This window comes from Methylacidiphilum sp. Yel, from assembly GCF_004421185.1.
In the GTDB taxonomy this organism is placed as follows: domain Bacteria; phylum Verrucomicrobiota; class Verrucomicrobiia; order Methylacidiphilales; family Methylacidiphilaceae; genus Methylacidiphilum.
The window spans coordinates 1-21,303 of record NZ_LXQB01000067.1; the positions used below are offsets into that span (position 1 = coordinate 1).

Genomic DNA, 21,303 nt, shown 5'->3' on the forward strand with positions numbered 1-21,303 from the left:
ATGCGTCGTTGTTGACATCGATCTTCACTACACCTCACAAATATGCTCGTGTTGTGGGGATACCCACCGATACAATCGCCAAACACAATCAGGTTTTGTGTGCCGAAATTGCGGCTTCGAACTGAACGCCAGGCTAAAGGCGGCTTGGAACATTGCTCGGAAATACCTTGCCGGAGGAGGCGGCATGTCCACTTCCGGCGGGCTGCTGTCAGCCAGCCTATCGTGTCAGCCGTAAGGCTAGGCACACGCCCTGCCCTTTAGGGCTGAGGTAGCTGACTTTGTCTTCAATGGCAATAACATGAGAGGAGAGTTTGGCTTTTTTAAGCCTGCGTTTGATGGCTGAAAAGAGAAAATGCAAACTACGATAAAATCCTTAACATTTTCTCAACTTGGATGGAATGTCTTGGGTAATTTTAGATGGAGAATTAGATAGGCATTTAAAATCTACACTTTGCAAGGAAGAAGAGGAGATTGCAGCCGTGAAAAGAAGGAAATATTTCTTTTTTATATAGCAGAATCCATATCTAAGTTTTTCACAGTGATTACATTCCACTTCCCCAACCATAATCTACCTTCAGTGAAGGGAAGGCTTTGAGTGTTAAAGCAATGTAGTACATTTGAATGGAAGGGCTTCCAGGGAACATGATGTTTTGAAAGTTAAATGAAAAAATCCAATCTTGGAGATCTCTATAAATGGTGAAATTTTCAAAAGGAATATAACCTCCTGTTCCTTGATAGGTTAACATGCCCTTGACCTGCCAGTCTTTATTGATTCGCCAAAAATCAGAAATGAAAACGGTGTTTTGTTGCCCAATAAAAGCTTGTTGATAGGCATTTAGCAACGATCCGTTTAAGTTCAAAGTCCCAGTGGGATTCACAGCAGGGAATGTAGCCGCAAGGGGTATTGTCAGAAAGCTCACTGGAACTTCCACATTATTCAAATAGGAATAACCGAGGGTCAGATCATTGGCTCTATGAAATTGATATGTTATGGCTGTCGTCCAGTTGGTGTACCCTAAATCAGCGGTAGGTAAGGCGATATCTGAATGCAAATTAAACCAAGGTACAGGATTGATATCCACTACTCCATAGACTTCATCGACCGTATCACTCATGGGAATGAGTAGCTGATTATATTTTCTATCCCAATTCGCATCTACAAAGGCAGTAAATTCAGCTAGATTATATGTATTCCCATCTCTTTTTGTCTGAATCCTTTGCCGTATTCCACTTCTCAGATACGTCATACCAAAAAGGGAATCAATCGAAGGATAATTCATGAGATTAATTACGGGAGGAGTAATCGTTGGGAGAAAATTATCAAATCCTAAAACTTGATAAGGATTATCATAAGGATTGGGAATATACTGAAAATTCATAAAAGGCTGAACGACATGTCGTATCCCATGAATCCCCAGGAAAGGGATGTCCACATTTTCCCATACTTTCGAAAGCTTAAAGGAACTTTCAAGGCCTGCAACAAACAGGGCCCTGCTAAAATCTAATCGACTAGCCGTAGGAACGGCACTTAGCACATTTTGATCACTCCAATACGTCCCTTCAAATCCGATTCTTGGAGTCACTGAGAGCCAATGGAAATATTCTTTGGGATAGCTCAATTCCTGATAGGTATCCCAACGGTACCCCCCATAATTACTTAGAAAGTAGGGTGGAGGAAGAGCCAAGAGTTGGGCGGGCGTTAAGGTTTGAGTCTGAGCTAAAGGGAAAAGAAAACGATTGAGAGGCTGCCACGGATAAAAAAGGCCGAAGATATTGCCTGGTGTAAAATTAAGGTTTGAAAATTGCTGCTCGAAATTGACTACACTATACCGGGATTGATAGGCAATTGGGGTATTGAAAATTCGCGTTCGGTTCGTCAAAATCGATAGTTCAGGCAATCTGTTTATCGAATTAAAAAAAGGCATTAAATTATCTCTGACAAGAAGATCCGCAGTAAAATTAGGATTATAATAATTAAGCCAAGCCACATTGTCAGGCTGTCTATTATACATATAGGTATTCCAAAGAAAATCCTCTAACACATAGGGATCCGTCCAGTAATTTAAATCCGTAGAAAGAGTAAATTCTTGAGTCAAAGGCATCTTCATAGCCAGATTAAACATCCCTCGATTTGGCCCCACATCAAACCTTGGAATAGATGTCGGATTAAGCTGAAAATCGAAATCATTGGCATAATAGGTTCTTAAGAATCCCATTCCTCCTTCACTCGGAATGAACTTGAGGATAGCTCCACCAGCAGGGCCTCTTAAGGACCTATAGTCTAGTTGAAAAGTCGCTGCCGCTTTTTCACTAAATTTATAGTTATAGGTAAAAGTGACAAACCATCCCCAATAAGAGCGTTCCCCAGGGATGATATTGTAACTGCTTTCTTCACTATTCAAAGGCTGGCTGACAACTGGAAGCCATAGCACTGGAATCTTCCCCATATAAACCGTGACATTTTTCATCACTATCTTATCATTGGCATAAATATCAATCGTTTTGGCTTTTGTTTGGAAATAGGGTTGCTCTCTATTTTCTACTGTAAACATGCCATTTTCCACATGATAATGATCCTCTTCAGGAGTGGTAAGTGTTTGACCGGAGGATAAAAGAGGAGTATCAAAGAGGCTCCAATTTAGAGCAGTTATGGCCTTAGTATCCAAATTATACACGATATGAGAAGCTCTAAAGACCCTTTTTTCGGTATAAACCCTAGCGTTGCCATCGGCAATGACTTCCCTTTTTACCGAATCATAGCTTATCTCATCTGCATAAATATCTGTTGCTCCATAATGGGCTACCGCATTGCCCTTAGCAACGGCAATGTTGCCTACAAAGTGAGTTTCTTCAGCGGTAATTTCCACGGGAATCTGTCCAGGAGGAACCTTTTGCTGTTCTTCCTCGGTTTCATCTGAATCCTGGGCAAAAGAAGAAAGGGGGAAAGCTATCAAAAGGCATGCTAACAGTATGAAAAACAGCCCTTTTTTTGTCATTCTTGCCACAAGCTTGAGAAAGAAAGAAAACAATGGCAAAAGTAGAATTTTCACAGCATTTAAGTTCCATGATTATGACAAAAAAGTTTCCTTTACAAGTTCAAAACATTTGTTTTTTAGACCTAATTCAGTGCGTTTTTTCTGTTCCCTTGGTGAGCATAGAACTGACGAATGGTTTCCACAACCCTTTCAATTTCTTCTTCACGGAGTCCTGGGAAAATAGGCAAGGCTAGAACTTCCTCTGAAAGCTTTTCAGCTATAGGGAAATCCCCTTTTCTATAACCAAGGAAAGAAAAACAGGGTTGCAGATGCAAAGGAATAGGATAATAGATTTCTGTTTGGATCCTCTCTTCCCTCAAATAATTTCTGAGTCTGTCCCTGTCTTTTTTTACCCTGATGACATACTGGTTGAATGTGTGGATGCCACGAACCCTATTCGGTAGAAAAATGGGATAACCCCACTCTTTTTCTAACCAACTCGAATGTTTCTCTTGTTGGCTTGTCTGACAAAGACAAGGATCGGGGCATTTTATGGCAATACCTGAAGAAAGGAAAGCTTCCTCATAAAATTGCGCGTTTTTTATTCTTTGGGCAATAAGGCTATCAACAGCGGCTAGTTTCACACTGAGGAAAGCAGCTTGCATCTCATCCATTCTGAAATTACCACCAAGCCATTCATGGGAATATTTCTCTTTTGAAGAACCATGGACTCTTAAAGCCCGGATTTTGCAAGTTATGTCATCTGAAGAGCTAGAGACTAAACCAGCTTCGCCAAAAGCAGCCAAATTTTTGGTAGGGAAAAAAGAAAAACAACCTACCGAACCGAAGGTCCCCGCTTTCTTATTACCAATCGAAGCACCGAATGCCTGAGCGCTATCTTCTATAAGAAAAAGATGCTTTTTTTCTTCGATTGCTTTGAACCTTTCCATATCGGCACATTGTCCAAAAAGGTGAACAGGGATTATCCCCTGGGTATTAGAACTGATCCTTGCTTGTGCCTCAGAAGGAGAAAGCTGAAAGCAGCTTGGACAAACATCTGCAAAGACTGGTCTTGCTCCCGTCCTCGCAACAGAACTAGCAGTTGCAAAAAAGGTAAAGGCTGGACAAATTATTTCATCTCCAGCCTTTACCCCGAAAGCCATGAGCGCTAACAAAAGAGCATCGCTTCCTGAAGAAACTCCTATGCAATGGCTTACATTTAGATACCTTGCAACGGATTGTTCGAAGCTCCGTACTTCCTGACCAAGAATGTATCTTCCACTTTCAAGAACACGAGAGAAAGCCTCTTCTATGCCCTTTTTTTCAAAGCTGAGCATTCTTCTTAAATCCATGAATGGAACTTCACCACTGTTTTTTTCTTCCACACTGACCTCTCAACTCTTATTGGCAGGAGCTTTCTTGCCATTTCAAAAGATCTTCTTCCAAAGCCTCTTCGATGTTCCTGATTTGGATCCCACAACTTAGTAGCTTCGAATTATCAAGCACACAGTTTGATCTTGGAGCTTTGACATGCTTTAAAAATTCTTTTTCGTTCTCAAAAAAAAGAAATTGCTTTCCTTTGGCTCTGAGCTTTTTACCTAATGGAGAAACAAGTATTTTTTCAATGATCTCTCTGGTTGTTATTGATCCTGTATTGGTTATGTGATAGATGCCAAAGGGTAATCTCTTTTCCCAACATTCAAATGAAGCTCTTACAAACTCTTCGATTTCAGAAAGAGAGTTCCGGGCATCTAATAAACGTGGATAAAACAAAAGCTTAGAAAGATAATTTTTGGGATGATCCTGCCAGTGAAATGGCATACGCAATCTCCAAATATAACAAGAGGCACCAATTAAAAGCTCCTCAGCAAGAGCTTTACATCCACTATAAAAACTGCAGGGAGAAGCCCTAAAAGAGAAATTTGGTGGATCTTCCTCCTGAAATCCTATTCGCTGGCCATCTTCTCCAATTCCCTTATCCCCCTGATAGAGACAACCTGAAGAGACCTGACCAAATATAATTCCTTTTTTTGTGCATACCTTGGCAAGAATGCCAGGGATAATGACATTGCCTAAAAGACAGTCAACTTTGTTTTCTTCGCATGCATCTACATTCGGTTTGCCCGTATATCCAACAGCATTGATAATGAAGTCAGCTTCAATTTTATCAAGGAACTCAGTGAGTTTTTTTTCGTCCGTCAGATCGATTTCTTTGTGGGTTGGAGCAATAAAATCCAATCCTTTGGATTGAAGCATCTTTTTATAAAAACTACCCACATACCCGCTCGATCCAAACAAGACTATCATGATAATTTTGTATGAAATCCTTACTTTTCGTTCAAGAACGATTGTTTGGCTGCTAAGGATCAAATATACCTAGAAGACTTAGGCTTCCTTCCCTCATTGCTCTCCTTCCTTTTCTCAACAAGGATAAGAATGTTCTTCAGCGTTAGTCCAATTCTAAATTCTTTCTGAAAATTTCCGAATCCTTTCCCCCTATATCATCGTATCTTATTTCGGTTTGAACTGTTCTCCCTAACCACTCCAATAGCACTTTAATCCGCTCTCTAGCTGGGACAAAACCCAAAACAATGCATGAAAATCCCTTAAAAGGTCCTTCAGCAATATTGATCTTCGATCCAATATTGACTTTTTCTTGAACCATTTTAATTCCCTTCTCGCCAAACTGTGTTTTTAATTCTGTGATAAAACAGTCCGGGACAACAGGATAGGTGGATCCGAAATGGACAACGGCCTTTACTCCTTTAGCAGAACGAACGAAAATTAGCTTGGATAAAAGGTTAAATTTTGCAAAGATATATCCAGGGAAAAGAGGTTCCAAAACCAAACAGGATTTTTTACTTCTAATTTTTTTATAGAGAATCTGAGGAAAAAAAACTTCAATATTTTCTTTTTTTAAGTTTTCTATAGCAAATTTTTCTTTTTTAGGATGAACAGAAAGACAATACCATAAAGATTCATTCGTCCATTGCTTTTCCATGGTTCTCCCAAAAAGTTAGGCTATGCTACTGAAAATAGTTCATTTATATTTTAATAAAACGCGAGGGAGAAAAAAAACATTATCTTAGCATCAGAGAAACACTTCTATTGGTTCAGTAGAAGTGCTAAAACTTCTGAGATAATTTCATTACCATGTTAAAAGCTGGACTTGTTGGACTACCAAACGTAGGGAAAAGCACTCTTTTTAATGCCTTGACAAAAAGCAAAAAAGCTGAGGCAGCTAATTATCCATTCTGCACAATCGATCCTAACATCGGCATTATTGCTGTAGCGGATAAAAGACTTGAGGAGCTAGCAAAAATTTCAAAATCAATAAAAACTATACCCGCAGCCATTGAAATCGTCGATATTGCTGGATTAGTAAAAGGCGCAAGCCAAGGAGAAGGTCTAGGTAATCAATTTTTAGCTCACATCAGGGAAGTGGATGCCATTCTTTTGGTGCTCCGTTGTTTTGAGGGAACAGAAGTGCATCATATTACTGGCAGAGTCGATCCCGTAGAGGATCTAGACATCCTTCTGACCGAATTGTCTTTAGCTGACTTTTCCACCATAGAAAAACAGTTAGAGAAAGTCAAAAAGAGTGCTTCTGCAAAAAGGAAAATCCTTGTCGATCCTTCTCTCCTAGAAAAAGCATCTCATTTCTTGAGTAAAGGAATCCCTCTTTTTTCCTTAAATCTTGATCAGCAGGAAATGAATCAACTTAAACGGCTTTCTTTGTTAACCACAAAACCTATTCTTCTTGTTTGCAATGTCGAGGAAAATGAGCTAAGTCTTGGTGAAAACAACCCCTTCGTTCATAAAGTCATTGATTATATAAAAACGCATCCTTTTTTTGACTATGTCATTCTTTCGGCACAACTAGAAGCTGATTTAAATGATCTTGATTTAGAAGAAAAAAAAGAGTACTTACAATCGCTCGGTCTAAAGGATTCTGGTTGTGACCAGCTCGTTCAAAAGGTTTATAAGCTATTAGGATTGCGAACTTTTTTTACAACCGGGCCGAAGGAAACCCGTGCATGGACCATCCACGCAGGCGATACAGCTCCCAAAGCAGCTGGCGTCATTCATTCGGATTTTGAAAGAGGTTTTATTGCAGCCGAATGTCTCCGATTCGATGATTTTGTTTTGTACGGTTCCTTTGCCAAAGCAAAAGAAGCAGGAAAACTAAGGATAGAAGGGAAAGACTATGTTATTGCCGATGGAGAAATTGTTGAATTTCGCTTCAATGTTTAAACCCGATCTTTAAAGAATTTTTCCTTTCATTTCACAACCTTGAACTCCTATTCTACCAAATTGTTTTTCAAGCTCTTTAAATTCAATCTTTATCCAGGTGGGTCTCCCATGAGGGCAAGTATGAGGGAATTTGCAAAGGAATAGGTCCCTCACAAGTTTTTCCTGTTCTTCCCTAGTGAGCAAATCCCCAGATTTGACTGCTTTTTTACAAACTGATAAAGCAATATCTCTTTGCCAGTAGAGTCGGGCAGTTTTTTTGTGTCTTTCCAACTCAACAAGTTCCAAGAGGACTTCTCGCAAAAACATTTCGTAATCTGTTCTTTTAATTCCAGTTGGGACAGACTCCAATAGAAAAGAAGAAATGCCAAAAGAGCGTATTTCAAAACCAAGATCTTCAAAAAGGCTCAAAGAGTTTGAAAGAATTTCAGCTTCCGTGGCAGAAAGGGTTATAAGAATCGGAGTCAAAAGTTTTTGTGCCTGCTTTTGAGAAGCATGAAACTGTTCTATCATTTTCTCAAACAATACCCTTTCATGAGCGGCATGTTGATCAATTAATAAAATCCCCTCTTTGATTTCAACAGCAATGTAAAGAGAAGAAAAAAGACCAACAATTTTGTATTCAAAAGGGTTGTTAGTTTCTTGATTTTCTTTGGGATGAGAAGAGCTGTAGTTTGTGAACAGATCTTCTCCAGATAGAGATTCATTGACAAAGCTCAGGCAACTTTCTCCACTATGCGCTGTATCTGTAGTTGGAAGAGTTGGAAGATTTAGCTCTTTTTTCTCAAAAAAAAACGAAGAAGGTACCGATATCCCTTGAAATTTCAATCCATCTAATACCACTTGGCTTACAAAGTTTCTAAAAGCATATTCTCTTTTAAAACGAACTTCTTTTTTTGTTGGATGCACATTCACGTCAATCTCCTCAGGACTAACTTCGACAAAAAGAACACAAAGAGGATAGAGCCCTTTCATTAGGGAATTTCGATAGGCATCGATGACGGCTAAGGAGAAACTTTTAGATTCCACTGGCCGTTTGTTGACAAAAAAGAACATGTCTTCCCTGGTAGGTCTTCCTACCCCAGGTTTGCTTATGGCCCCAAATATTCTGAATCCCTTTCCTTCTTTTTCAATCCATAAAAGTTCTTTTGCCCATGTTTCTCCAAAAACAGAAGAAATTCTTTTCCAAAAATCTTCGCCTTTCTCCCAACATCCTTTACCCCCTGGACTATGATCATATCGAATACCTATTTCGGGATGAGACAAAGCAGAAAAAATAAGCTGCTTTTGAAGATGTAGCAGTTCGGTCCTAGGGGATTTCAAAAATTTAAGTCTTGCTGGAACATTGAAAAAAAGAGAGCTGACAGCAACTGTTGTTCCCTCCAATCCGCCCGTTTCATTGACTTGAACTATTTTCCCACCATGGACTTCTATAACGATTCCTTTGGAAGTTCCTTTTTCTTGGGTAGCCAGACTAAATTTAGCAACTGAAGCAATGGCTGGAATGGCTTCTCCTCGAAAACCATAAGTAGTAAGCCTGGAAAAATCACTCAACGAGACAATCTTACTTGTAGCATGTCTTTCCAAACAAAGAAAAGCATCTTCCTTACACATCCCACAGCCATCATCCTTTACCTTTATCCATGATATCCCTCCAGATCTGGTTTCAACATCGATTTGGGTGGCTCCCGCATCAATAGAATTTTCAATCAATTCCTTAAGGACTGAAGCTGGCCTTTCAATAATCTCCCCTGCCGCAATCTGATTAGAGACTTCTTCGGTCAAAATGTGAATTTTCCTTCCCATTATCTATCCCCATTTAGGATTCAAATTATTGAGCTGTCTTTGTATATTATCTTTCCTTACTAATTATGAACTTTATGAACTTCCAACAAAAGAAAATAGCTTTCTTAACTAAAAGATTCCATCTATTCTGTTTAATTTTAATTTTTTTCCCCTCTGCATGGGCTTTCGAAAATTCGTTTCCAACTAGCAAAAAGGCTCCACCCTTCTCCCTCAGAGAATTTAGAGAGAAAACTCTTTTTCTTATTAATCGTTTCCGTAAAGACCAATATCTCTCTGCATTAAACTTAAGTCCGGAACTCAACGAAATCAGTCAACAATGGGCTGAACATATTGCCCAAGAAAGAAAACTTGTCCATCGATCCTTAAACTCCTTAAAAGAAATAACCCGTAGGGAGGGATGGAGTTTAATCAATGAAAATCTGCATTATTCAACAGAAGGAGCGGATCCAGAAGAAACCGTTGAAGCATGGAAAAAAAGTCCCGGGCATCGGAAAAACCTACTGGATGATAACATTCAGATAGCCGGCATTGGAGTTGCGTTTGCAGATAATGCGGGGTATGTGGTTTTTAATGGAGCGGCAATCAACCAAATGAATGGAAATTCGCCATCCTCATTACCTCATTTTCTTAGAAAGATATTCCCAAAAAGCCAAGAACGCGATGGAGATCTTGAATAGACCGAAAGGTAATTTCTATTTTCCCCGAATTTTTATCCCCCTTAATTTTGACTGGAGAACCAAATTTTACGCAGAGCTCTTTTTCGATGTTTGTGAAAAGGAAATCTGCTTCTTTTTCTTTTTGGACCACTAATGATTTTTTTTTCTTTTCGTTATAATTTCCTACAAATTCTTCAGTTTTTCTAACCGACCATCCCTCCTTCACTATTTTTTGGGCCACTTTTTCTTGCATTTCTCTATCTGTAAGCCCAACCAAGACTTTGCCATGTCCCTGACTTAAACTGCCTTTTTCAATAAGATCCTGAACAGGCTGGGACAAGGACAACAATCGCAAAGAGTTGGCGATGGTTGCTCTGTTTTTTCCAAGCCTCTGGGCTACAACCTCTTGGGTCAGCCCATATTTTTCGATCATAAGGGCATAGCCTCTAGCCTCTTCGATAGGATTCAGATCGCTCCGTTGCAGGTTCTCCATTAAAGCAATCTCTATAAGATCTCTATCAGAGGCCCGCCGGATAATCGCAGGAATAGTTTCCAGTCCAGCGCGTATGGCTGACCTCCATCTTCTCTCTCCTGCGATCAATTCGAAATGATTTTCTTTTTGCTGCCTTACAATTACAGGCTGCAGCAATCCCTTTTCTTTAATCGATTGGGTTAGTTCTTCCAGTTCTTCTTCACGAATCTCTTTTCTAGGTTGATACGGATTAGGAGAAATGCTATCTACCTTGATCAAACTAATTTTTTCTCCGAGCTCTTCGCTCGGAACCGATGAAAAAAGTGATTTTGTATTGATTAAGTCACTCAAACCTTTACCAAGGCTTCTTTTAGACATATCTTCTCAGTTATTTTCCATCAAGTTCAATAGGTTGAAAAGAGAAATCAAAAAGATTTTTCTTAAAACAACTAAAGGAGAAATAAAGAAAAAAGACATTTTCTTTGAAAGATTTTTAGGCTTTTACTAAAGTAAATTGAAAGTATTCCTTCAGAATGGCGCGGTTAGCTTAGTGGTAGAGCGCTCGCTTCACACGCGAGAGGTCACAGGTTCAATCCCTGTACCGCGCAGACTTTATTCATTTACCCTATTTCGGGAATCCATTTTACCTAAACTCAACTCTGCAATATATTCTTGAGAGGATTCATCAAAATACACAACAAAGCCTTCTTTCTCAGCAATTTTTTTCATCGATTCATTCAGTGGCAACATTCTGCCAATGATCCATGATAGCTTCTCTTTTAGACCAATCTCTTTAAGCTTGCGTAAAAGGAGCGTTCCAAGCCCCTTATGCTGCCATTGATCCTGGATGATAATGGCAAATTCAGCTCCTTCAAATCCATGAAATTTTCCAAGTCTTCCTACACCTATGATTTCTCGAGGCTGATCTGCTGCAAGTATCTGAGCCACAAGGACAATTTCGATGTTATAATCTGAAAAACATATTCGAGATAATCTCAAATGATCTACTCTTTCTTCAAAGGATAGATTTTGAAAATAACGGTAATATACCGATTCTTGAGAAAGGCCTTTATGGAATTCGATCATCAATGGTTCATCTTCAGGTCTAATTGGTCTAATCAAAACGCTTGTACCATCTAAAAGCCTCTCCTTCCATATATACTCTAAAGGATAAGGCCGAATTGCAGGAGAACGAATAGTGCTCTCATCGATTATAAATGGATGAAGAACAATCCTTGCATCTAGAGCTATAACCATAGAGCCGTAGACTAATAGTGGATTAATATCTATTTCTTTTATTCTGCTTTCATATACGAGTAGTTCACTGAAACGGACCAAAGTTTCATTAAGTTTTCTCATATCCACAGGCGGAATGCCCCTAAATCCATGAAAAGCTTTCGCTATTTTAGTCCGGTCAATAAGAATAGAAGAAAGGGCCGTAGTCAGAGGCGGAAGGGCAAGGGCATTGTCTTTATAAATTTCGACAAACATCCCTCCAGATCCAAAGAGCATGACTGGCCCAAACTGAGGATCAGTTGTTCCTCCCAAGATCAGTTCAATCCCTTTTTCTGAAATCATTCTTTGAATCGTTATGCCTTCAAAGGCATCTTCGGAAGCATGTTTTATTGTATTATCCCTAATTTTTCGAAAGGCTTTTTCCAGAGAAGCTTTATCGGATATACCAAGGATCACCCCTCCTACATCGCTCTTATGAGAGACTTTTGTCGAATTTAACTTAGCAACCACTGGATAGCCAATTTCTTCTGCAATAGAGAGGGCTTCCTGTTCGTTTTTTGCCAGGAAAGTTTCATTGACGCCAATCCCATAAAAACGGAGGATTTCTTTGGATTGATATTCTGTTAAAAGCGTTAGGTTTTTTTCTTTCAGTTGCGAAAGAAGTGCCTGCGTATTTTTTTTGGCTTTAAGTATCTCTTCTGATGAACTAACAAGGATAGGAGTTTCATAGATCGCTGAAAAATTTTTCCTATGGAGCCAACCAAAAGAAAAAGATTGTGCGGCTTCTTCGGGAAAATCAAAAGTTGGTATTCCCTCTTTTTCAAGAATATTCCTACTTTCAGAGACAGATTCTCCTCCCATCCAACAGCAAAGCAGTGGCTTAGAGTAATGTTTCGCTAGCAAAGCTACTTCTTGAGCCGTTTCTTTTGGTTTAGTCATAGCTTGTTTTGTAAGAATAACAAGCAGACCATCGGCATTTTCCTCTTCTAAGAGGACCTCTAAAGCCTTTCGATAGCGTTCCACATCCGCATCCCCCAATATGTCCACGGGATTAGCATGACTCCAGGCTTGAGGGAGAAAAGCCTCTAATTTACGAATGGTAGCCTCTGAAAGTTCAGCAAGTTTGCCACCAGTAAGCACAAGCTTGTCGGTTGCCAAGACGCCAGCCCCTCCAGCATTTGTTAAGATTGCAAGCTTCGGACCTAACGGCAGAGGTCTTTGGCTGAAAAAAGAAGCCAGAGAAAAAAATTCAGAAAAAGAGTCGACCCTTAGCACACCCGTCCGAAGAAAAGCAGCATCTAAAACGGCATCACTACCTGTCATTGAACCCGTATGAGATAGCGCTGCCTGAGAACCTTCTTTTGATCTTCCAGCTTTCAATACCAAAATAGGCTTTTGGAAATTCAGTTGTCTGGCAGCAGAAAGAAATGATGCTGGATCCCCAATGGATTCCATATATATAAGGATCACCCTGGTTAAATGGTCTTCAGCCAGATAAAAAAGAATGTCTCCCCAATCTACATCAGCTAAAGAACCCAAAGAAAAAAAAGCGCTAAATCCAATGTCTCGACTTAAACTCCAATCCAATACAGCAGCCCCTAGTGCTCCACTCTGACTCAAAAAAGCGATATGCCCCACTTTAGGCATTTGAGGTAAAAATGTGCCATTGAATCGAACAGAAGGAAGCATGATCCCTACACAATTAGGACCAATGATTCTAAGTCCCCCTCGCCTGGCTGTTTGGACAACCTTTTGTTCTAACAACCTTCCTGCCTCTCCGATCTCTTTAAAACCAGCCGAAATAATCACTGCTCCTTTAACAGAGGCATGCACACAATCTTCTATGATCTGAGGAACAGTGATAGCCGGAGTTGCGATAATCGCTAGGTCAATAGAACTGGGAATATCTTTGATGGTGGGATAAGACTTTCTTCCAAAAATTTCCGTATGATTAGGATTAACCGGATAAAATATGCCTCCCCATTTGATCAGATTTTCCATCAAAGCCCTTCCGACAGAAAAGGGTTGTTCTGAAGCCCCTACGAGGGCTACCCGCTTGGGAGGAAGAAAATTCCTTATGCCGTAAGTTCCCACAATGAGTTTGGAGCTGATTTGCATATCGCTAAGAGTATCTTTGATTTTATGATGTTCGAAAAAGGTTCTTTTCAAGCTCCAAGATATTTAAAGTCGTCTTAATAACGACATCCGCACTCAATGAGAGGCTATCGATTCCCTCTTTGACGAGAAACTCGGCAAACTCAGGATAATTACTGGGAGCTTCTCCACAAATCCCAATCTTTTTCTGTTTCTGTTTTGCCGTTTTTATTACAGAAGAAATCATACGCTTGACCGCCTCATTTCTTTCGTCATAGAGGGAAGCGATAATTTCAGAATCCCTATCTACCCCAAGGACAAGTTGAGTCAAATCATTCGAGCCAATAGAAAAACCATCAAAAATCTCGCAAAACTCTTCGGCCAGAATGACATTACTGGGAATTTCGCACATCATGTAAATCTCAAGCCCCTTTTCTCCTTTTTTAAGACCGTTTTTCTCCATTTCGGCTATCACCTTCTTGCCCTCTTCTACCGTCCTTACGACTGGAATCATGACCTTGATATTAAAAAGGCCAAAGGTTTCTCTCGCTCTCCGTATAGCCTGGCACTCCAAAGCAAAACCTTCCTGATACCTTGGATTATAATAACGAGAAGCACCCCTAAATCCAATCATCGGATTGCGTTCTATAGGTTCAAAGTCTTGACCGCCTATCAAATTGGCATATTCATTGGTCTTAAAATCACTAAGCCTGACTATGACATCCTTTGGATAAAAGGCAGCGGCAATCATCCCAATTCCTTCGGCGAGTTTCTCCACAAAAAAATCCGTTTTTTTTGGATAGATTTCTGTCATTTCTATGATCTTCTTTTTATCTTCCCCTTCTTTTAACTGGTCAAAATGCACTAAAGCCATTGGATGGATTCTGACATAATTGGTCAAAATAAACTCTTCCCGTGCTAACCCTACCCCATCATTGGGAAGAAAAGAAAGATCAAAGGCCTCTTCAGGATTTCCTACATTCATCATGATCTTTGTCCGTGGCCGTGGGATGTTTTCCAAATTCACTTTTTCAATTTCAAAAGGAATTTCTCCATTATAAACTTTACCCACCTCTCCTTCTGCACAGCTCACGGTTACGATCATACCATCTTTCAAAACCTCCGTCCCTCTTTCTGTACCTACAATAGCAGGAACCCCTAACTCTCGACTAACAATAGCCGCATGACAGGTCCTTCCGCCCCGATTCGTCACAATCGCCTTGGCCTTCTTCATTATAGGTTCCCAATCAGGGTCAGTTTTTTCAGTCACAAGAATTTCGCCTGGCTCGAACCGATCTATCTGTTGAATGCTTTTGATAACCTTGATTTTCCCATGAACAATTTTTTCTCCCACGCTTCTTCCTTCAACCAGAACGGGGCCAGTGCCTTTGAGTCGATAAAATTCTAAAACGTTCCTGACTTTCCCTCCATGTACTGTTTCTGGTCTAGCTTGAAGCATAAAAAGTTCTCCACTCAGTCCGTCTTTTGCCCACTCCATATCCATGGGAGTAAATCGACCATTGAGTTGAGAATAATGTTCTTCCACAATACAAGCCCACTTGGCAAGGGTAAGGATCTCTTCATCTGTTAAAGAAAATTTTTTCCTCTCTTCTGGGGGCACAGGAATATTTTTTACAATTTTTTCTCCTCCAATATCGTAGACGAGTTTCATTTCTTTGCCCCCCAACCTTTTCTGTAGGATTGGCTGAAAACCCTGCATCAAAGTGGGCTTGAAAACATAAAATTCGTCTGGATTGACGATTCCTTGTACAATATTTTCTCCTAACCCATAAGAAGAATTGATTAAAACCGCATTGCGAAAACCTGATTCCGTATCAATAGAAAACATCACTCCCGAGCAAGCCAAATCCGATCTAACCATTCTTTGAACCCCAACAGAAAGAGCTACTTTTGTATGTTCAAATCCCATGTCTGACCGATAAGATATGGCTCTATCAGTAAACAAGGAAGCAAAACACTTTTTAATTGAATGCAGTAAATTATCCTTACCCCGAACATTTAAATAGGTTTCTTGCTGACCAGCGAAACTAGCACCAGGGAGATCTTCAGCGGTAGCACTGGAGCGAACCGCTACATCCACAGCCTGCTGTTTAGCCTCTTTATTCAGTTTTGCATAGGCATTTATAATTTCATTTTCAAGTTCCTTGGGCATTGGAGAATCAATTATTAAGGTTCTAATTTTCCTACCTCTTTCCCTCAAATTCTCAAGATCATGTGGATCTAAACCTGAAAGCAACTCTTTTATCTCTTCTTCAAGCCTGTTTTCAGATAAAAAAAATCGATAGGCTTGGGCTGTTGTAGCAAAACCGTTTGGCACTTTTATGCCTTTGGAAGAAAGATGAGAATACATTTCCCCTAAAGAAGCATTTTTGCCACCAACAAGAGGAACATCTTTGAGACTTATCTGATCGAACCATAAGACGAAAGGTTTATTGTCTTTTAGACTATTAGGCGTCGGATGCATGCATCACCTCTTTTTTGTAAAAGTTGTTATTTTTAGTATTAAAAAAAAGAAGCTTTTATCGCACAGGAGGAACATAAAGGGATCTTTGCCCAAAAACAACCCTTGTGTCTCTTTAAGCATATTTAGGTAGAGTGGTCATAGAATTCCACTTAAGAGGATATTTCTTTGACCCGCCTCTCTCTTTTTCCTATTGGAGAAAGGGGTTTTTAGCCAAGATAATTCTAATCTATTTTTTGAGCTAAAACTCCCTTGAGGTACTCGGTTTCAGGAATATTAAATAAAATAGGATGATCAGCACTTTGCGGCAAACAATTAAGATAGCGAAGTCTGGTATGAGTCTCCCAGGAAGCCTTGGCAATCAACTCTTTCCATTCTTCCATCATAATATGATGCGAACAACAAAAACTAGCTAAATAGCCTCCCACCTCCAACAAATTTAATGCTCGCAAATGGATCTCATGATAGCCGCGAAAAGCCGATTCTTTTTGAACTTTTGTTTTGGTAAAAGAAGGAGGATCGAGAATAATCAAATCAAATTTCTGCTTTTCTTTTTCTTTTTTCCGCAGCCAATCGAAAGCATTTTCACATACCCACTCTATTCGCAGGCCGAGCGAATCGGCATTTTTTTTCCCAATACCGATTGCAGCAGCAGATTGATCCACAGCAATACAATGTTTGGCGCCTTGAAGGGCACAAAATATTGAAAAAAGACCTTGATACGAAAAACAATCAAGCACTCTTTTATCTTTGGCCATATTGGCAATCAGCCGATAATTGGCAGCTTGATCCAAATAGAGGCCGGTTTTCTGTCCGTTAAGAATGTCAACCAAAATAGTCACCCCATCCAGAGTAACAGAAAAGAGCCCTGGAGCCTGTTGTGCTAAGCATTCTTTTGTTAGAGGTAATCCTTCTAGCAGCCGCACTGGAGCGTCATTTCGAACTATAATATTAGTGGAAGAGGTTAGTTGTTGTAAGCTATCTAGAATTTCCCCTCGTTTTCGATCAGCTCCCGATGTTAACAGTTGAACAACATACCAATCGGCATATCGATCTATGACCAATCCAGGAAATCCATCTGATTCAGACCAGAACAACCTATAAGCGTTGCTCCTTTTGCCCGAAAAAATCTGTTCCCTATATTTGAAAGCGTTAGTTAGGAAGGATACAATAATATTTTTATCCAGAGGGACTCTTTCCCTAGAATAAATCCTTACAGAAATTTGAGATTGACTATTCCAAATTCCAACACCCAAATTTTGACCATTGGCAGAAATTACTTCCACAACATCCCCATTTTGAAGATGCTCATCAAAATGGGAAATCTCTGTTCGATATACCCAGACATGACCTTCTAAGATTCTATGCCTTCCCTCCTTTATCAAATAAACTTTGCCAGAAAAGGGAGATGGCTCCATACAGATAATCGAGACTTTATGATTTATTTTTACATGCAGGTCCCAGACTGTCGATCATAGTTTTCGTCTTGTTTTGTATCTTGACCTCCGGGATAGGAGTAAATTTTACCTTCATAATTTCGTAACAGTACTTTATCTTCATAATATCCTATAACATAATCTGGATTCAAAGGGATCTTTCCGCCCCCTCCCGGTCCATCCACCACATATTGCGGAACGGCAAAACCGGTTGTAAAACCTCTTAGATTTCTCATGATTTCCAATCCTTTTTTGATTGGCACACGAAAATGGTCCGTTCCCTGAATAAGATCGCACTGATAAATATAATAAGGTCTCACTCTGCATCGGATCAGCTTTCTAACTAACTCCAGTATTATCTGATGGTCATCATTGATCCCTTTTAAAAGCACAGACTGATTGCCTAGTGGGATGCCAGCATCCGCTAATTTTTCCAAAGCTATTTTCACTTCCATTGTCAATTCCTTGGGATGATTGGCATGGATATTGAGCCACAAAGGATGATAAGCCTTCAACATTTTGCAAAGACCATCCGTTATCCTTTGTGGGAGGAATATGGGAATCCGTGTTCCAATCCTAATAATTTCAATGTGAGGGATCTCTCTTAATTGTCTAAGAAGTTTTTCAAGCCGACTATCAGATAGTAAAAGTGGGTCTCCTCCGGAAATAAGCACATCTCTAACTTCTCGATGGTTTTTCAAATACTCAAAAGCTAATTTATCGTCGGTTTCTAGTTTTTGCCCACTAACCCCGCTGACAATCCTGCTTCTTGTACAATATCGACAATAACTAGCGCATCTATCTGTCACAAGGAAAAGAACTCTGTCGGGATATCGATGAACCAGTCCCGGAGCTACCATATCTTTATCTTCTCCGCAAGGATCTGACATTTCATAGGGCAAGCTAACTAGCTCCTCAACCCTTGGTATTACCTGCCTACGGATAGGACAATCAGGGTTTTGTGGATCGATGAGATTGAAAAAATAGGGGGTAAGGGAAAAGGCAAGCTTTTCTTTTGAAGCAAATCTAAGACCACGCTGTTCTTCAGGACTTAGAGCTAGTTGCTTTTCAATTTGCTCTAGGGAATGCAATCGATTTTTCAGCTGCCAGTGCCAATCATTCCAATCCTTATCGGATATTGACATCCAACAACCTTTCCCTGGAGAAAGGAAATCTCGATGGGAAACACTCAAAGCAAATACCTTATTTTTTTGTTTATTAGCCTAAGGAATTGACCGTAGTTGTCAATAAGGAGAGAAGGATAAAAAAGAAAAAAAAATGGGCAGAGCTGGATTCGAACCAGCGAAGGCATACGCCAGCAGATTTACAGTCTGCCCCCGTTGGCCACTTGGGTATCTGCCCAATTTTAAAAATCTTCTAACCTCCAGCATTGGCAATCTTTATCAAGCTTATTTTCAATCATGTAAGTTTTAAAGAGGAATTCTATCAGAGTTTTCCTTTTTCTGAATAATTTTCAAATGGTTGTTTTTTCCCTCCTCTTTTCCTTCTCCTTCTTCCTCTTCTTCGCCTTCTTCTTCTTCAATAGCTTTTCTCAATGGCTTCGAAATAAAAGGTCTAAAGAAGCCATACAAAAGATATCCCAAAAAATCAACTGCCAACATCCACTTATAATAAACTATGGTCAATCCTAAAATAGAAACCACAAACAAAAATTTAGGAACGGTCCACTTCGTTTTCCAGGTAATGCCTTTGAAGCTAGGATAAAGATTCTTACTAAACATCATGATAGAGAGAAAAAGCAAAAGGACAACCAATATGTATTTTCCCCAACCTTTCTCCAGTTCCCTATCTGTTTCATAAAAATAAAGCATCAGTAAAGTAATGGAGCATACTAGTCCGGCAGCTGCAGGAATAGGAAAACCAGTAAATTCCAGATTCGATCCCTTATACTGAGTAGATAACACATTGAAACGAGCAAGTCTTAGAGCTCCGCAAACCAGATAAATAGAAGCAACAATCCACCCTATTTTATGAGGGAATTGATAGAGAACTATCTCGAAGACCAACAAGGCCGGGGCAACGCCAAAGGAAATAAGATCGGCCAAAGAATCAAATTCTCTTCCAAACATGCTTTCTTTACCTCCAAACCGAGCGAGCCTTCCATCCAAAACATCAAATACAAATGCCGCTAAAATGAAATCTAAACTATTTTCGTATGTATGAATCCATCCTGCCGTATCGCTGTCTCGTAGAATGCTTCCTTCGAGAATTTTTAGAATGGCAAGAAAACCACAAATCAAGTTGCCCGCTGTCAGCAAATTAGGCAAAAGATATATTTTTTCCTCTTTTTTTGCGTCCCATCCGTTCATGGCCATTTTGCAACTACAGTTTTTCCAGCTTCTACTTTCTCTCCATTATGTACTACAACAATACAGTCGCTAGGAAGATAAAGTTCTGTTCTAGATCCAAACTTAATCATGCCAATTCTTTCCCCCATCTTAATCGTATCACCAGTTTCTTTCCAAGAAACCAACCGGCGTGCAATAAACCCAGCAATCTGTCTTATTCCTACAATACATCCTTTTGTCGATTGAATCCACCAATCCTGTCTTTCATTTAATAAAGAGGCCTTTGGATTGCGTGCATCCAAAAAGATCCCTTTATGGTACTCTTTCTTAATAATTTTGCCATCAACGGGAGAACGGTTCACATGCACATCAAAGATAGAAAGAAATATAGATATTTTTGTTGCTTTCCCTTCAGAGAAAGGGGATTTTTCTTCCATTTTGATTTCCACGATTTTGCCGTCTGCAGGAGCCAAAATATAATGAGGGTCAGTAGGGATAGTTCTTTCTGGATTTCTGAAGAAATAAAAGAGAAAAAGAAGGGCAAATAAAAAAAAGACTCCTACAAATTTTGCTGGTTTGAAGGGTAAAAACAAGAAAATCAAAGATAGCATTGCCATGGTAAAAGCAATGGGAAATGCCTCACGAAAAAGAAGGGAATCTTTCATAATTGGAATGTTTATAATTTGGACAAGAAGCTATGGGTATATATGGTATCGGAAAAGACAATAAAAATAAAAGAAGGGGCCGCTTAAAAGCAAACTATCTATTAGATCCAATAGTCCTCCAATCCCTGGAATGAAATGCCCTGAATCCTTCACATGAGCATCTCTTTTGACCACACTTTTAGCTAAATCACCTACCGCTCCAATAATTCCTATCACGACGCTTAAAAGAATCGAATCGATCAAAGGAAATCCAACAAAAAATTTTGAAAATCCAATAGGTAATAATGTCCCAGCCAAAAAAGAGAAAAAAATGCCTCCTCCCAAACCTTCCCACGTCTTCTTAGGGCTTACATGGGGAATAAGCAGATGGCTGCCAAAATTTTTTCCTACAAGAAAAGCACCCGTATCGCTCAGTTTTGTTACCGCAATGATATAAAATAAGGCAGCATCGGCATTAAATGGTAGGCCTTTACAAAAGGAGATTCGCTCAAGAAAACTAAAAAGAAAAGCAACATAAAAAAATCCTAAAAGGGTCAGAGCTATCGATGCTATTGGATTGGTTAGCTTATCCCAATGCCAAATTACTTGACCAAAAAGAATGGTTAACAATCCAAAATACAAGATTTGCTCAAAAAAAGGATAAAAGGAATAACCAGCAGCATGAACATTCTGAAAAAACCATATCCCTAGGTAAAGACAGAAAGCAGCTGTAAAACCTGCCAAGCGAAATATCTTATGGCCTTTGGCTTGTTGCATCCGATAAAACTCTTCCTGGGCTACAAGCCCAAAACACATAAAAATGATCATTTCAAGAATTTTTAAGCTGTATAAAAGGGCTATAAGAATAACACCCCAGAGAACAAGCGAGGAAAGTAATCTCGAATAAAAATTGGATTCTTCTTTTAACATTTCAATAGTCAT

The 21,303-nt window shown here is 39.6% G+C and carries 16 protein-coding genes and 2 tRNA genes; 4 read left to right on the top strand and 14 right to left on the bottom strand.

Annotated features, from left to right (window positions below; genetic code table 11):
* Nucleotides 1–16 precede the first annotated feature (16 nt).
* Nucleotides 17–235, top strand: a complete 219-nt coding sequence (locus tag A7Q09_RS11540; protein WP_394346631.1) for a zinc ribbon domain-containing protein — start codon at nucleotides 17–19, stop codon at nucleotides 233–235.
* Nucleotides 236–542: 307 nt separating this feature from the next.
* Here A7Q09_RS11540 and A7Q09_RS08915 read toward each other — a convergent pair whose 3' ends face one another.
* From A7Q09_RS08915 to A7Q09_RS08930, 4 genes are all read right to left on the bottom strand, one after another.
* Nucleotides 543–3,050: an LPS-assembly protein LptD gene (locus A7Q09_RS08915; RefSeq protein WP_244228630.1), complete on the bottom strand. Its 2,508-nt coding sequence runs from the start codon at nucleotides 3,048–3,050 to the stop codon at nucleotides 543–545.
* 68 nt (nucleotides 3,051–3,118) lie between these two features.
* Nucleotides 3,119–4,360, bottom strand: coding sequence for a DegT/DnrJ/EryC1/StrS aminotransferase family protein (locus tag A7Q09_RS08920; RefSeq protein WP_134391109.1), 1,242 nt, complete (start codon nucleotides 4,358–4,360; stop codon nucleotides 3,119–3,121).
* A gap of 16 nt (nucleotides 4,361–4,376) precedes the next feature.
* Nucleotides 4,377–5,282, bottom strand: a complete 906-nt coding sequence (locus A7Q09_RS08925) for a sugar nucleotide-binding protein (protein ID WP_134391110.1) — start codon at nucleotides 5,280–5,282, stop codon at nucleotides 4,377–4,379.
* Between the two features lie 142 nt (nucleotides 5,283–5,424).
* The gene (locus A7Q09_RS08930; protein ID WP_134391111.1) at nucleotides 5,425–5,976 is read right to left on the bottom strand and encodes a transcription termination/antitermination NusG family protein; all 552 of its coding nucleotides are present in this window, start codon (nucleotides 5,974–5,976) and stop codon (nucleotides 5,425–5,427) included.
* Between the two features lie 152 nt (nucleotides 5,977–6,128).
* Here A7Q09_RS08930 and ychF point away from each other — a divergent pair, with 152 nt between their 5' ends.
* Nucleotides 6,129–7,229 (top strand): redox-regulated ATPase YchF, encoded by a 1,101-nt coding sequence (gene ychF, locus A7Q09_RS08935; protein WP_134391112.1) that lies wholly within the window; start codon nucleotides 6,129–6,131, stop codon nucleotides 7,227–7,229.
* Between the two features lie 9 nt (nucleotides 7,230–7,238).
* Here ychF and mutL read toward each other — a convergent pair whose 3' ends face one another.
* On the bottom strand, nucleotides 7,239–9,032 hold the full coding sequence (mutL, locus tag A7Q09_RS08940) for a DNA mismatch repair endonuclease MutL (protein ID WP_134391113.1): 1,794 nt from the start codon (nucleotides 9,030–9,032) through the stop codon (nucleotides 7,239–7,241).
* Between the two features lie 74 nt (nucleotides 9,033–9,106).
* On the opposite strand from mutL, the gene A7Q09_RS08945 reads away from it, so the two are divergent.
* Entirely contained in the window at nucleotides 9,107–9,709 is a 603-nt protein-coding gene (locus tag A7Q09_RS08945) for a CAP domain-containing protein (protein ID WP_166791971.1), read from the top strand.
* Here the strand turns inward: A7Q09_RS08945 and A7Q09_RS08950 are convergent.
* Nucleotides 9,660–10,538, bottom strand: a complete 879-nt coding sequence (locus A7Q09_RS08950) for a ParB/RepB/Spo0J family partition protein (protein WP_134391115.1) — start codon at nucleotides 10,536–10,538, stop codon at nucleotides 9,660–9,662. The two genes, A7Q09_RS08945 and A7Q09_RS08950, sit on opposite strands and share 50 nt — an antisense overlap.
* Nucleotides 10,539–10,696: 158 nt before the next feature.
* On the opposite strand from A7Q09_RS08950, the gene A7Q09_RS08955 reads away from it, so the two are divergent.
* Nucleotides 10,697–10,768, top strand: a tRNA-Val gene (locus A7Q09_RS08955).
* A gap of 4 nt (nucleotides 10,769–10,772) precedes the next feature.
* Here A7Q09_RS08955 and A7Q09_RS08960 read toward each other — a convergent pair.
* From A7Q09_RS08960 to A7Q09_RS08995, 8 genes are all read right to left on the bottom strand, one after another.
* A complete protein-coding gene (locus A7Q09_RS08960; RefSeq protein ID WP_244228631.1) occupies nucleotides 10,773–13,565 on the bottom strand; it encodes a bifunctional acetate--CoA ligase family protein/GNAT family N-acetyltransferase in 2,793 nt (930 codons plus the stop codon).
* A complete protein-coding gene (gene ppsA, locus A7Q09_RS08965; protein WP_134391117.1) occupies nucleotides 13,537–15,975 on the bottom strand; it encodes a phosphoenolpyruvate synthase in 2,439 nt (812 codons plus the stop codon). Before ppsA ends, A7Q09_RS08960 begins: the two co-directional genes overlap by 29 nt.
* Nucleotides 15,976–16,196: 221 nt before the next feature.
* Nucleotides 16,197–17,390, bottom strand: coding sequence for a class I SAM-dependent rRNA methyltransferase (locus A7Q09_RS08970; RefSeq protein WP_134391118.1), 1,194 nt, complete (start codon nucleotides 17,388–17,390; stop codon nucleotides 16,197–16,199).
* A gap of 29 nt (nucleotides 17,391–17,419) precedes the next feature.
* Nucleotides 17,420–18,553 (bottom strand): KamA family radical SAM protein, encoded by a 1,134-nt coding sequence (locus A7Q09_RS08975; RefSeq protein WP_134391164.1) that lies wholly within the window; start codon nucleotides 18,551–18,553, stop codon nucleotides 17,420–17,422.
* A gap of 134 nt (nucleotides 18,554–18,687) precedes the next feature.
* Nucleotides 18,688–18,770, bottom strand: a tRNA-Tyr gene (locus tag A7Q09_RS08980).
* 68 nt (nucleotides 18,771–18,838) lie between these two features.
* Entirely contained in the window at nucleotides 18,839–19,738 is a 900-nt protein-coding gene (pssA, locus tag A7Q09_RS08985) for a CDP-diacylglycerol--serine O-phosphatidyltransferase (protein WP_244228632.1), read from the bottom strand.
* Nucleotides 19,735–20,382, bottom strand: a complete 648-nt coding sequence (locus A7Q09_RS08990) for a phosphatidylserine decarboxylase family protein (protein ID WP_134391120.1) — start codon at nucleotides 20,380–20,382, stop codon at nucleotides 19,735–19,737. The genes pssA and A7Q09_RS08990 overlap by 4 nt, the downstream gene beginning before the upstream one ends.
* Before the next feature lie 30 nt (nucleotides 20,383–20,412).
* The gene (locus A7Q09_RS08995; RefSeq protein ID WP_134391121.1) at nucleotides 20,413–21,303 is read right to left on the bottom strand and encodes a phosphatidate cytidylyltransferase; all 891 of its coding nucleotides are present in this window, start codon (nucleotides 21,301–21,303) and stop codon (nucleotides 20,413–20,415) included.

What these genes read in the sequence shown, in the direction of transcription:
- A7Q09_RS08970 (WP_134391118.1), bottom strand. Translation starts at nt 17,390, where the DNA reads ATGGAGCCATCTCCCTTTTCTGGCAAAGTTTATTTGATAAAGGAGGGA.
- ppsA (WP_134391117.1), bottom strand. Translation starts at nt 15,975, where the DNA reads ATGCATCCGACGCCTAATAGTCTAAAAGACAATAAACCTTTCGTCTTA.
- ychF (WP_134391112.1), top strand. Translation starts at nt 6,129, where the DNA reads ATGTTAAAAGCTGGACTTGTTGGACTACCAAACGTAGGGAAAAGCACT.
- A7Q09_RS08925 (WP_134391110.1), bottom strand. Translation starts at nt 5,282, where the DNA reads ATGATAGTCTTGTTTGGATCGAGCGGGTATGTGGGTAGTTTTTATAAA.
- pssA (WP_244228632.1), bottom strand. Translation starts at nt 19,738, where the DNA reads ATGAACGGATGGGACGCAAAAAAAGAGGAAAAAATATATCTTTTGCCT.
- A7Q09_RS08975 (WP_134391164.1), bottom strand. Translation starts at nt 18,553, where the DNA reads ATGTCAATATCCGATAAGGATTGGAATGATTGGCACTGGCAGCTGAAA.
- A7Q09_RS08945 (WP_166791971.1), top strand. Translation starts at nt 9,107, where the DNA reads ATGAACTTCCAACAAAAGAAAATAGCTTTCTTAACTAAAAGATTCCAT.
- A7Q09_RS08995 (WP_134391121.1), bottom strand. Translation starts at nt 21,303, where the DNA reads ATGACTATTGAAATGTTAAAAGAAGAATCCAATTTTTATTCGAGATTA.
- A7Q09_RS08950 (WP_134391115.1), bottom strand. Translation starts at nt 10,538, where the DNA reads ATGTCTAAAAGAAGCCTTGGTAAAGGTTTGAGTGACTTAATCAATACA.
- A7Q09_RS08990 (WP_134391120.1), bottom strand. Translation starts at nt 20,382, where the DNA reads ATGAAAGATTCCCTTCTTTTTCGTGAGGCATTTCCCATTGCTTTTACC.
- A7Q09_RS08930 (WP_134391111.1), bottom strand. Translation starts at nt 5,976, where the DNA reads ATGGAAAAGCAATGGACGAATGAATCTTTATGGTATTGTCTTTCTGTT.
- mutL (WP_134391113.1), bottom strand. Translation starts at nt 9,032, where the DNA reads ATGGGAAGGAAAATTCACATTTTGACCGAAGAAGTCTCTAATCAGATT.